The organism is Thermomicrobiales bacterium (genome assembly GCA_037045155.1).
GTDB lineage: Bacteria > Chloroflexota > Chloroflexia > Thermomicrobiales > CFX8 > JAMLIA01.
Genome location: JBAOIG010000003.1, coordinates 926342 through 938972, shown reverse-complemented (window position 1 = coordinate 938972; position 12631 = coordinate 926342). Strand labels below are relative to the sequence as shown.

9 protein-coding genes are annotated in these 12631 nt (G+C 62.1%); 4 read left to right on the top strand and 5 right to left on the bottom strand.

What is annotated here, in order from left to right; genetic code table 11:
* Positions 1–63 precede the first annotated feature (63 nt).
* The 3 genes from upp to V9F06_07670 are packed head-to-tail and all read right to left on the bottom strand — an operon-like array spanning position 64 to position 2854.
* The gene (gene upp, locus V9F06_07680; GenBank protein ID MEI2617498.1) at positions 64–774 is read right to left on the bottom strand and encodes a uracil phosphoribosyltransferase; all 711 of its coding nucleotides are present in this window, start codon (positions 772–774) and stop codon (positions 64–66) included.
* On the bottom strand, positions 771–1574 hold the full coding sequence (locus V9F06_07675) for a hypothetical protein (GenBank protein MEI2617497.1): 804 nt from the start codon (positions 1572–1574) through the stop codon (positions 771–773). The genes upp and V9F06_07675 overlap by 4 nt, the downstream gene beginning before the upstream one ends.
* 14 nt (positions 1575–1588) lie before the next feature.
* Positions 1589–2854 carry an MFS transporter gene (locus tag V9F06_07670; GenBank protein ID MEI2617496.1) on the bottom strand — a complete coding sequence of 422 codons (1266 nt, stop codon included), beginning with the start codon at positions 2852–2854 and terminating at the stop codon, positions 1589–1591.
* 84 nt (positions 2855–2938) lie between these two features.
* Between V9F06_07670 and V9F06_07665 the strand changes: the two genes are divergently transcribed.
* Both V9F06_07665 and V9F06_07660 read left to right on the top strand, forming a co-directional pair.
* Positions 2939–3367 (top strand): Fur family transcriptional regulator, encoded by a 429-nt coding sequence (locus tag V9F06_07665; protein ID MEI2617495.1) that lies wholly within the window; start codon positions 2939–2941, stop codon positions 3365–3367.
* A 100-nt stretch (positions 3368–3467) separates the two neighbouring features.
* Positions 3468–4895, top strand: a complete 1428-nt coding sequence (locus tag V9F06_07660; GenBank protein MEI2617494.1) for an amidase — start codon at positions 3468–3470, stop codon at positions 4893–4895.
* Here V9F06_07660 and V9F06_07655 read toward each other — a convergent pair.
* Positions 4892–7021 carry an LUD domain-containing protein gene (locus tag V9F06_07655; protein ID MEI2617493.1) on the bottom strand — a complete coding sequence of 710 codons (2130 nt, stop codon included), beginning with the start codon at positions 7019–7021 and terminating at the stop codon, positions 4892–4894. The genes V9F06_07660 and V9F06_07655 overlap by 4 nt on opposite strands.
* 261 nt (positions 7022–7282) lie before the next feature.
* Between V9F06_07655 and V9F06_07650 the strand changes: the two genes are divergently transcribed.
* Both V9F06_07650 and V9F06_07645 read left to right on the top strand, forming a co-directional pair.
* Positions 7283–9358, top strand: a complete 2076-nt coding sequence (locus V9F06_07650; protein MEI2617492.1) for a GAF domain-containing sensor histidine kinase — start codon at positions 7283–7285, stop codon at positions 9356–9358.
* 109 nt (positions 9359–9467) lie between these two features.
* Positions 9468–11408 (top strand): ABC transporter ATP-binding protein, encoded by a 1941-nt coding sequence (locus tag V9F06_07645; protein MEI2617491.1) that lies wholly within the window; start codon positions 9468–9470, stop codon positions 11406–11408.
* A 21-nt stretch (positions 11409–11429) separates the two neighbouring features.
* Here the strand turns inward: V9F06_07645 and V9F06_07640 are convergent, their stop codons facing one another.
* Entirely contained in the window at positions 11430–12512 is a 1083-nt protein-coding gene (locus V9F06_07640; GenBank protein ID MEI2617490.1) for a M20/M25/M40 family metallo-hydrolase, read from the bottom strand.
* Positions 12513–12631 lie beyond the last annotated feature (119 nt).

Below are 12631 nucleotides of genomic sequence, written 5' to 3'. Positions count from 1 at the left end.
ACCCGCCAGGGCTCGTCCCGGGCGGGTGGTGTCGTATTTGTGCCAATTTCCGGGCGTGGATCGTCAGCCGGGAGGGTTGCTCGTGCCGAATAATCGGTCGCCGGCGTCACCCAGTCCCGGAACAATGTATCCGTGTTCGTTCAGCCCGTCGTCCAGGGTTGCGGTCACGATGCTGCATTCGGCATCGGCGCGTAGCAAGGCATCGATACCGAGCGGCGCGGCGATGATCGATGCGATTACGATATGACCCGAGTGCGTGCGTCGAATGATCTCGACGGCGCAGGAGGCGGAGCTTCCGGTCGCGATCATTGGATCAAGCACGACGACACGATCTGCCCACCCGACGTTGGCTGGTAGGTTCGAGGTATAGACTTGCGCTTCGAGGCGGAGCTCATCCCGGCGAACGCCGAGCTGATAGATCGGCGCGTCTGGCAGCAGTGCGCGAAATGGCGGAGCAAATAGCAGGCCGGCCCGCAGAATGACGATCCCCGCAACACGTTCGGCCAGCGCAGGAACCTGAATGACCCGGCCATCGAACCCGATTACGTGGCTGGTCCCCAAAGCCACATCGTCTAGCGCCGTCCACAGCACACGGTTTGCGATCTGCTCGCTCAGCGCGCAGAACTCCGTGCTGCTGGCGCTGCGATCCCGTATCCGGCCAAGCAGGACTGCAGCGAGTGGGTCGCTGAGAATTCGGAGGCGGTCTGACCCGAGCACGTCGTCCCGGCCTGGTTGCGGACGACCTTGCATCGGGGAGACGGGAATTTCGGTCAATTCAGCCCACCTTCCTCTGCCACGACAATCGTCGCACTGATGGCTTCCGCCAGCGCAACGAGCAGGCTATCTTGTGCGACCGTGTCATCGATCGCGCGGATAGTTGTTCCGCAGTCCGCGCCATCGAGCTGCAACTCGAAGAGCCGCTGGACGCCCGGCTCCTCCCATGGCGTGAGCGCTTCGATCCCTGCCGATTGCTCGGACAGCCGGTTCAGACCAACCGCAAGGAGCTCGGCCATCACCACGCTGCGCGTCACGGCAACCCAGGCAATGGAATCTACGGCAAGCCTCACGACCCACGTCGCCGGCAGCCACGCTGCCAACTCGACGAAGCCGTAGTGTGGCAGAGCCAGCGCCCGCATCGCGGAGTTTGGATGAACGACGTCGATCCAGAGCCTTGCAACCCCCGCTGAGCGAGTGGGGGCAGTGAGGACGACGACGTGATCGGCCTCGAGGAGCCGGGAGGGCACATCGACCGACTGCAGTGCTGCGCCGGGAAGTCCGGTCAGTCGGGACCAGGATGAGTGTTGTTCTGCGATCAGCGGAGAATCTTGAGCTGAGTCGACGATGATCTCGATGAGCGGCGTGGCTGGTCGAGATGAGGGCCGGGGATCGATTACGAGCGCCGACGTGCCGGCCGAGAGATCGCATGCGCCAGGAAGCCAGGCGTGAAGGGAGGACTCGAGCCCGATGGTAGCGATTCGGGGCGCAGGCTGTATCGTCGTTGAGCGGGTGAGAACCGGCCGAGGGGCTCTGCCGGCGATCAACGCTCGCTGGATCCGGTTAGCCCATCGCGCCATTCCGTCACCGCCTGCTAGTTGAGCCGCCGCACTTCGGGGTTCCACTTGATCAGCGCGAGAACGTAGAGCAGGACGACGCAGGCGTTGACGAGGATTGCCCGCTGGGTACCCCAATGTTGGGCAATGATGCCAATCTGCAGATAGCCGATCGGCGTCAACCCCCAGAATGTCGAATAGACCGCCATCACGCGCCCACGAAACTCGTCGTGGACGATCGTCTGGATCAGCGTGTCGGCGAGCGTCCCATAGATTGCGCTTACCAGCCCGAGCCCGAAGATAAAGACCATCCCGATATAGAGTGTCGGGGCAAACGAGAAGAGAATCTGGATAACCGCGAACAAGAACACGAACACAATGACCCAGAAGCCACGACGCCGAAGCGAAGTCATCGCAGCGATGATCATCACACCGATAAACGCGCCCGCGCCATCTGCTGCGTACAGGAATCCAAGCCCCTCCGCACCACGATCGTAGACGTCGCGGGTGAGCGCTGGAAGCAGCGTGAAGAACGACATCCCGAAGATCACGGGAACGAGGTCGACAGAAAGCAGGCTGCGCAGGGTCGGAAACTTCCAGATGTACTGATACCCATCGACCAGCGTGCGGATCGCCGAGTCGCGCTTCTGTGCGGGCAGCGCGCGATCCACCGTCAACGTCAGAAGAACCAGCATTGACGGAAGGAAGGCGAATGCAGAGAGATAGAAGCAGGCGGCCGTGCCGATAACGGCGATCAGCATGCCGCCCACCACTGGACCGACGATTCGGGCGCCGTTGAAGGCCGCCGAATTCAGCGCCACCGCGCTTTGAAGCTCGTGCGGCTTGACGAGGTTGGGGACGAGCGAGAGTCGAGCCGGCCAGTCGAAGGCGGATGCTGCGCCAGTCAGCGTCGCGATGATGAGGATGTGGCTCACGCGTAGCGCGCCGAAAGCGTCGAGCGTCGCGAGCACGAGGAGATTCGTTGCCATGAACGCCTGAGTAGCGAACAGGACTTTGCGGCGCTCGAAACGATCGACGACGACGCCGACGATGGGCGACAGTAACAGCACGGGCATCGCGCTCAGAAAGCCCACGAGACCCAGCAGGAACTTATCGCTCGTCATGTCATAGACGAGGAATCCCTGTACGGTGATCCGGATCCAGAGGCCGGCCAGCGCAAGCGTGATGGCGATCCAGAAATGCAGGAACTGACGATTGTTCAACGCCGCGAACTTGCGATGCTGAACAGGCGGGAGTTCCTCGCCATCCATCTCCGGAGCAACGACCTCGGTTTCGGGCGACAATGTTGACCCTCACAATCCGGCCACCAGTCAGGGCGTCGTGTTACACTCGCCCTGCGGGAGAGTTGACGACCGGATCGGCAAACGATGAATACGATCGAGCAAGCGCTGAGCATCTTACAGGAGTCGGGGTACCGTGTCACAGCCCCGCGTCGCGCCCTTGTCGAGATTATCGACGAGCAGGATCGCGCCTTTACCGCCGATGAGTTACTGCGCCTCCTGGCGGGGCGTGGCGAAGCGGTCGGGCGAGCAACCGTCTTCCGCACGCTCGATGTGCTGGTTAACAGTGGTGTCCTCGACCGCCTTCACCGCCCTGATGGTTGCCACACCTATGTCCGCACCGAACGAGACAGTGAGCACCGACATCACCTGATCTGCTCGGACTGTGGCGCGGTGGTTCAGTTTGATGAGTGCACCGTCGCTCCACTGCTGGAAGAGCTCGGCCAGCGCACCAATTTCGCGATCTCCGGGCATTGGCTCGAAGTGTTCGGCCTCTGCGCGACCTGCCGCCACTAGCCACTTGAAATTCTGACCGCGTCTGCTTGCATCCTCGGCTTGTCCCGGCGACGATAGTGTCCGTCGTCCACGGGACGTGACGTGATGGAGAGGGTGCGTTGTGACGAATGACGATATCTGTTTCGCGACTGCGCGCGATCTGGCGAGTCGTATCCGTTTGCGAGAGCTCTCTGCGGTCGAGGTGATGCAAGCGCACCTCGCGCAGATCGAGCGCGTCAATCCTCGGGTCAATGCGATCGTCTCACAAGTCGACCCCGAACAGTCGATGGCGATGGCGCGCGCTGCAGACGACGCGGTTGCGGCGGGAGAAGCCGTCGGGCCGCTTCACGGGCTACCGATCGCGCACAAAGACCTTGAGGAAACAGCCGGGATTCGCACCACGTTTGGCTCCCCGATATTCCGCGATCACGTGCCGTTGCACGATACGTTGATGATTCAGCGGATCAAGGCCGCCGGCGCGCTCACCATCGGCAAGACGAATGTGCCGGAGTTTGGCGCGGGATCGCAGTCGTTTAACCCGGTATTCGGGGCGACGCTCAATCCGTATGACACGGGCAGAACGTGCGGCGGGTCGAGTGGCGGGGCCGGCGCCGCGCTTGCATGTGGCATGTTGCCGATCGCTGACGGCAGCGACATGGGCGGATCGCTGCGGAACCCCGGCAACTTCAATAACGTGGTCGGCTTCCGTGTCTCACCTGGCAGAGTCCCCGTCGTCCCCTCGTTCAATGCCTGGGGCAATCTCGGCGTCAAGGGGCCGATGGCGCGGACTGTCGACGATGTGGCGCTGTTCCTTGGCACGATCGCGGGACCTGATCCACGGTCGCCAATCTCGATCGACGAGCCGGGCGGCATTTTCGCGAGGCCACTGGATCGCGACTTCGCCGGGGTCCGCGTCGCCTGGGCGCCTGATCTGGGTGGGCTTCCGCTCGACCCGCAGGTGCGGTCGGTGCTGGAGCGCCAGCGCGGAGTGTTCGCTGACCTTGGTTGTGAGGTTGACGAGGCGACGCCTGATTTCACCGGCGCCAACGAGGCTTTCCAGACGCTGCGCGCGCTTGACTTTGCGCTCGGCCATCATGAGAAGCTGCGCAGCCATCGCGAGCTGATCAAAGACACGATCATCTGGAACACCGAGAAGGGGCTGGCTTTGACTCCTCTGGAGATCAACCGGGCTCAGGTGTTGCGCTCTCAGCTCTATACCCGTGTTACGGAGTTCCTTGAATCCTATGAATTCCTGATTTGCGCGGTGAATCAGGTGCCACCGTTCCCGGTCGGGATCGAATACCCGACCGAGATTGACGGGGTGCAGATGGAGACGTACATCGACTGGATGAAGTCGGCCTACTTCATCACGCTGACCGGCCTGCCGGCCATTTCGGTTCCGTGCGGGTTCACCGAGGACGGGCTGCCGGTCGGCGTCCAGATCGTCGGCCGCTGGCATGATGATTTCGGCGTGCTGCAGATCGCCCGCGCATTCGAGCAGGCAACACAGGTCTGGAAACGTCGACCGCCGGTCGTTGCCGAGCCCTAGATACGCTCGGCCAGTAGCTCGACGATGTGCAGAACCCGGACTGGCTTGTCGCGGCTGGCCAGTCCGCCCTGCACCTGCATCAGACACCCGGGGTTGTCAGACACGACGATCTCCGCGCCGGTCGCGAGAATATTGTCAAGCTTCTTGGCGAGGATCGCGCTCGAGACGTTCGGGTAGTCCATTGAAAACGCGCCGCCGAACCCACAGCACACGCTCGAATCCGCCATCTCACGCAGCTCCAGCCCCAGTGTATCCAGGATGATACGTCGCGCTCCGGCGCCCAGACCGAGCGCGTTGTGCGACTGGCAGGCATCGTGATACGTAACGACTGGCGACGTCGCTGGTGGCGAAAAGTCCGAAGGATCCAGTTGGGCGTGTTCGTCAATGAATGTGGTGATGTCGACGATGCGGGCAGCCTGGTTGGCCGCGCGTGTGCGCCAGCTCTCGTCGTGCCGGAATAGATGCTGATAATCCTGAAGCATCGCTGCAAGACAACTGGTGCTGGTGGTTACGACCCAGTCAGCCTCGGTCGCCTCGAGGACGCGGATCGTCTGCTCCGCCATCTCCCGCCCGTGGCGTCGGTCGCCGGAGTTCAGTGCCACCAGCCCACAGCAGTGTTGATCGACCGGGTAACGAACGTCGCAGCCACAGGCGCGGAGGACGCGAACCATCGCCTCTGCCATTGCTGGCGTGATGCGGTCGGTCATGCAGCCGGGGAAGATCGCGGCGGTTCTGCCCGCTACCTGGCTACTGGCAAGCTCGCGCACAGGCGCAGCGTTCGCCTCGGCGAACCGGGACCGGAATGGCCGGGTGGTCGGCGCCAGGAGCGCTCGTCCGTTCGTCATGGCCGGCTGCAGGGGAATGCGACGGACGATTCCATCGTTGTCGGCGACGATGCTCGCTGCGCGCGCTGCGAGGCCGGCCCAACGCTCGCCCGCCTTCGGGTCGGCCCAGTGTGAGATTGCAAATCCCTTGGTGGCAGGCATGCCGAATGCTTCGACAGAGCGGGCACGCACATCCAGAATCAGTCGCGGTATCGGAATCTCGGCCGGGCAGACCATTTCACAGGCGTTGCAGGACGCGCAGAGACTCTGCGGGCCGGCGGCATGCTCGAGCCCATGATGCATTGCCGTCATGATCAGCCCGATCGGACCAGTATAGATATGGCCGAACACGTGGCCGCCGACAATCTGGTACGGCGGGCAGACATTCGAGCACGCGCCGCAACGGATACAATGCAGCGCCTCATGAAGCTCGTCATCCTCCCGCGCGGCCCATCTTCCGTTGTCGAGCAGAACGATATGCTGCTCCTTCGGGCCGTGTACGCCGATTGTCAGTGTCAATTCGATGTCGGCGCTGCGGCTGGGCCCAGTCATGAACGACACATAGCTGGTGATCTTCTGGCCGGTGCCAGAGCGTGGAAGGACCTGGAGGATCGCGGTTGCATCCTCCATCGTCGGGACGATCTTCTCGATCCCGAGGACTGCAATGTGGACCGGCGGGAGCGTCGTGACTAGCCGGCCATTGCCTTCGTTCGTGACGATAACGAGCGTGCCACTGTTGGCGATGGCGATATTCGCGCCAGAAATGCCCACGTCCGCGTCGATGAATGATTGGCGCAGCCGCTCTCGAGCAACCCGGACCAGTTGATCCGGGTCTGGTGGCAGCTCCTCCCCAACCTCTTTCGAGAGCAGTTCCGCAATTTGCTCACGGGTTTTGTGGACGGCCGGCGCGATCAAATGGGACGGGTGCTCCCCCGCGAGCTGCATGATCCATTCGCCGAGATCGGTCTCGACGACACGGACGCCTCGTGACTCGATCGCCGGATTCAGCTCGATCTCCTCGGTGACCATGGACTTGCTCTTGACGACAAGTCGCGCGCCTTGCTCGTCGATAATGTCGCAGATGATCCTGCGCGCGTCCTCGGCCGTTGCGGCGCGATGAACGACTGCGCCAACGGCCTCGGCCTCGCGAGTAAAACGCTCTATGAGATCCGGCAGTTCAGCCATCGCGCTGGCCTTGATGTCGTGAACGCGGCGGCGGCGCGCGGAGAAATCCTGATCTTCAAACGCGCGGACGCGCCGCCGGCCAAACTCCGGTAAGGCGCGTTGGAGGGCGGTCCGCAACTGCTCATCCGCAACCGCTGCGTCAACGCGGCGTCTGAAGGCTTTCTTATCCGGTTTCGACGGGGCGGAGACCACGGCAGTTCCTTACTGACAACGAATCATCGGTCGTCGCTCCGAGTATATCCCCATCACGCGATCGGTTCGGACATTCCGATCGTGCGGAATCAGGTAGAATCCCTACCCCTATGCGGGGATACAGGCGGTGTTCCGCAATGACCGGTAACGCGCGGAACCGATCGCAGGAAGACGCTCGGCGTTGTAATGACAGAGCCTGAAGCTGAGACTAGCTTCGAGAACCATCCGCTGGTTCGGCATCGCGACGCGGTTGCTGCCGCGTGGCGCGATGTTGCCTGGGACGTAAGCCCTGCCTATCAACGGATGAGCCAGTCTGTTCTGCGAGATCGAATCGGTGAAGTCATCGACGCGCTCATCGAGTCAACGCGCGGCGACGCAGCTACTGAACGGCGCTTCCTCGCGAGACTTGAACGGGCGATCGATCGAGATCATATGGGCGTCGACGATCTCCTTGCCGGGCTGATGGGCGGGTGCGATGCGTTCGACCGCGGCCTGAATCCCGCCGACCGTCACTCACCTGCGATGATCGAGAGCGAACGCGTTCTCCGTCGGCTCGTGCGCGAGTTCGCGTCCACGGCGCTATCGCTCATCACCGGAAAGCTCGAGACCAAAGCGGCCGCCGAAGCCACCAGTCGCGCCCGCCTGCTGGCACTCCAACGTGTTGGCGCGGCAGTGACAAGCTCACTCGCGGTCGAGGCGACGCTGCAGACGATTGTCACCGAAGCTGCCACCCTGATGAACGGCGCAACTGCGCGACTTCGGCTGGCCGACGAGTCGGGGCAGGAGCTTCGTTTGATTGCTTCATCGGGAGATCCGGATGACGCCCTGTCAGGCACACTCGCGCCGGTCGAGACAACCCTCGCGGGACGCTGCTATCGGAGCGGCCGGCCGGTTATCTCTAATGATGTTGTGGCCGGGACAGGCGCGAAAGATAGAGTCGAACAGCCGCGATGGACCGTGTCGCTGCTATCTGCGCCCCTGCGGGTTCGCGGCGAATCAATTGGCGTCCTGACGATTTCCATCTTCAATGGCTCCTTCGCGGACACGGATGCCGAGATCGTTGGTGTCTTTGCTGACAATGCCGCGGTCGCGATCGAGAACGCGAGACTATTCGAGAACGCGCAAGCGCAGATCACCGAAATGGAGATCATCAACCGGGTCTCTGCCGTCGTGTCGTCCTCGCTGAACCTTTCCGAGATCTATCGCTCGATCCATCACGAGATCATGCGAATCATGGTCGCAGATGCGTTCCTGATCGTGCTGCGCCAGCCGGACGGGACGAACGACCTTGTCTACATCTCGGATCTCGGCCAGAGGTTCTCGCCACGCCACGACGTTCACCTTCCGCCTGAGTACTACGAGTCCATGACCGAGCGGAAGCCGAAGATCGTCGAAGCATGCCTGGCGGCTGACTTCGAGGGCTGGGAGCGGTATGGCGACATGTCTGTGCGGATCCAGTCAGTTCTGATCGCTCCCCTGGTTCGAGGGAACGATGTGATTGGAAGTATCAGCGCGCAGTCATATGCTCCCAACAGTTATCGAGCGCGCGATATCGAGCTCCTTGCAACAGTTGCCAACGTCGCAGCCGTGGCGATCGAGAACGCAGTGCTCTTCGAGCAGGCGTCTGACGTTGCTGTTTCCGAGGAGCGGAATCGCCTCGCTCGCGAGATCCACGACACGATCGCGCAGGGACTCGTCGGCATTATCCTGCAATTGGAGGCGATTGGCGCCACACTGGGGGACTCACCGCTCGTCGAGCGAGTCGACCGGGCGCTCGGGCTGGCAAGGGCGAATCTGGATGAGGCGCGCCGCTCCGTTTTTGATTTGCGCGCCGCGCCACTCGAGCACCACTCACTCGAGGAAGCGATCCAGGAGCTCGCGACGCAGCATATGATCGATGTCGAAACGCAAGTCACGATCAACGCGCCGCTCGCGTTGCCGCTCTTGCAGTATCACATGGAAGCGACGATCTACCGTTTCGTTCAGGAGTGCCTGACAAACTGCCGGAAGCATGCGTACGACGCTGACGTGTCGATTTCTATCACGATCGATACTGAGATCTGTGTTGAGGTTCGCGATGACGGGCCAGGATTCGACACGACCACGCTCAAGCACGAGCGCCTCTCGAATCACTTTGGCATCCAGGGTATGCGGGAACGGGCGGAAAGATTGGGCGGTTCACTCCGAGTCGGCAGTTCCGCCGGCCTTGGGACGAACGTCTGTATGACATTTCCACTCGACACACCAACGACTACTCACTGAGCTGGCCGGACGAGCGATCCTTCACCTGCTCGAATGGCGGGGTCCCTGATTGAGCCCGCACTCCTAGACTGATCATCATTGACATCGTTGATGGATCAGAGGAGTTGCCATGCGAGAATACGCGTACCTACGGCCAATGCCGATCAATCGGGGCGGGCCAGACCATAGCCCGGAAACCCCGCGCACGACACGTAACCCGAACCAGGATCGTGAAACACTTCGCCGAGTCATCGGCGTCTTCGGCCCATATCGCGCCCAAATTGGAGTGATCGCGTTTGCGATCCTGGTGTCGTCGGCGATTGGCCTTGTCAATCCGCTCCTGCTCAAGCAGATCATCGACCACGCGATTCCTTCACGTGACATGTCACTGCTCAATCTGTACGTCGCTCTGATGATCGTGGCCCCGATTGCCGCCGGCCTGATCGGCGTCGGCCAGACATACCTCAGCAATCGTGTTGGCCAGGCAGTGATGCGAGATATCCGGTTGAAGCTGTACTCGCACCTTCAGGGAATGTCCCTCAGCTTCTTCACGAATACCCGCGTCGGTGAGATCCAGTCGCGGCTCTCGAATGACGTTGGTGGCGTTCAGTCGGTTCTGACGAACACGGCCGCCAGTATCGTCGCGAATCTGACAACCGTGATCTCGACAGTCGTCGCGATGGCGTTGATCTCCGGCCGGCTGACACTGCTGTCGTTTGCGTTGCTGCCGATCGCGCTCTATCTCACGCAACGCGTCGGACAGACACGTCGCCGTCTCTCCGGCCAGACCCAACGATCAATGGCTGACATGAGCTCAATGGTCGAAGAGACGCTGTCAGTCAGCGGCGTGTTGCTCACCAAGACGTTCGGCCGCCAGTCGCAGGAGATCGAGCGCTTCGGCGCGGAGAACGATCATCTTTCCGGCCTGCAACTTCGGCAGCAGATGGTCGGGCGCTGGTATTTCATGACTGTCGGGACCTTCTTTGCGATCGCGCCAGCACTCGCGTACTGGCTTGCCGGCCGTTCGATCATCTCCTCGGGAAGTAGTGCGGCACTCACGATCGGTGACCTCGTTGCATTCACCACGCTTCAGGCTCGCCTGTTCTTCCCGCTTGGCGCGCTGCTGAATATCCAGATTGACATTCAGGGAGCGTTGGCGTTGTTCGAGCGTATCTTCGATTATCTGGATCGACCACAGGAAATCATCGACGCACCCGATGCTGTCACGCTTGACCCGCTTCGCGTCGAGGGGCACGTTGCGTACAACGGTGTCCATTTCCGCTATGGCGAGGCCGCCGCGAGCAACGGTGTTGTTGACGACAAAGGCGAGAGCCGGCCGTGGACGCTGGAAGGCATCAGCTTCGAGGGCCGGCCAGGCGAGCTGATCGCGCTCGTTGGCCCCTCTGGCGCCGGCAAGACGACGCTGACGTATCTGTTGGCGCGACTCTACGACGTCGAGCACGGGTCTGTGTCGATCGACGGCCATGACGTTCGTGATGTCACGCTTGAGTCACTCGGATCGGTCATCGGCGCGGTTACCCAGGAGACGCATCTCTACCACGCGTCGGTTCGCGACAACTTGCGGTATGGCAGGCCCGACGCGACCGACGACGAGCTGGTCGCCGCGGCGAAGGCGGCCGCGATCCACGATCGGATCATGGAACTCGACCTCGGCTATGACACCGTCGTCGGCGAGCGTGGCTTCCGGCTGTCGGGTGGCGAGAAGCAACGACTCGCGATCGCGCGGGTGATTCTCAAGGACCCGAGAGTGCTGATTCTCGATGAGGCGACCTCGGCCCTCGATACTCGATCGGAACGCCTGATCCAGACCGCGCTCGAGCCGCTGATGCGCAGCAGGACCACGATCGCGATTGCGCACCGACTCTCGACGATCCTGGCCGCCGACCTAATCCTGGTCGTTGACCATGGCAATATCGTCGAGCGGGGCACCCACAGCGAGCTGATTGAACGCGCCGGACTCTACTCCCGGCTCTACAACGAACAATTCGCCGCCCGCGTCGAACGCGCCAGCATCGGCGATGAGGCCTCATTGATCGTCGCCGCGGACTGACTGCCGTGGCGACGCGGCCGATCAGCCAGCGACGCCCCAGCGCGGCGGCAACGGGTCACGCTCAAGGTAGGCGAGGATCAGATCCACGCACTGAATGAGCTCCGGCTCGGTCACCATCTCGTTCGGCGAGTGCGTGTACCGGGTCGGCATCGTCAGCAGGACTGTCTCGATCCCGCGCCGGATCAGCTCCGCGCCGTCGCTTCCATAGTTCTGGTAGACGGCGTGCTGCACCGGGATCGATTGTGTTTCGGCAACCTCGGCCAGTGCCATCGTCATCCGATGCGAATAGTGCACCGAGGAATCCTGGTGGACAAGGATTGGCCCACCGCCGAGCTTCGCGGGGTGCGTCTCTGGTTTCGTCCCCGGCACATCTCCGCAGAGCCCGACGTCCAGGTTGATCGCAAACGTGAAGTCTGCGGCCTCGGGGATACTGGACGCCCCCAACATTCCGTTCTCTTCCTGGATCGTAGAGCCAACCCACAGTGTGTGGCGCAGTTGCGCGATGTCCGCGCGTTCAGCCACCGAGGTCGCGATGGCCAGCGCTGCCCGGTTGTCCATCGCCTTGCCGATGATCGCGTCGCCGAGCCGCCGGGTGGAGGGATTCACCACGATGCGGGAGCCTGGGCGAATACCGAGGTCAATCACACGATCACGGTTGGTATAGCCGAGATCTACAAACCAGTCCGCCCAGTCGAAATGCCCCTTCTCCTCGGACGCGCTGATGACGTGGCCGCTGGCGTAGACCAGCTGCCCATCAGTCGGGCCAGAATCTGCCATGACGACGACTGGCTGATTGATTGGTACGTACCGGAGCGCCGGCCGTCCGCGCAGATCACGACCTGCTGGCCAGACGCGAAGGAGCCCGTTGTCGCTGATAGAAGTCACCATCAGCGTCAGCTCATCGCCGTGGCCGAGAATGATGAGGTTGGGGCCATGCCCGCCTATTCTGGCAAGGACGTTGCCGACTCCGGTGACGATGACTTCCTCGGCGACGCCCGACCAGCGATCGGCTAACCATTGGTGAACCAGATCCTCCTGGCCTGTTGGCCCTGGAATCTCAGTCAGCGTCTTGACAAGGTCATACATCGACGTTGGTTCGGCCACCGTGGCATCCCCCTCCCGAACACGCGCTCCATATGAGCCGCAGGAGGATAGGCGCGGCACGTCGCGGCTGTCAACGGCGGGTTGACGAAGTTGGCTGGCGTGCGTACTCTGCGAGCCGG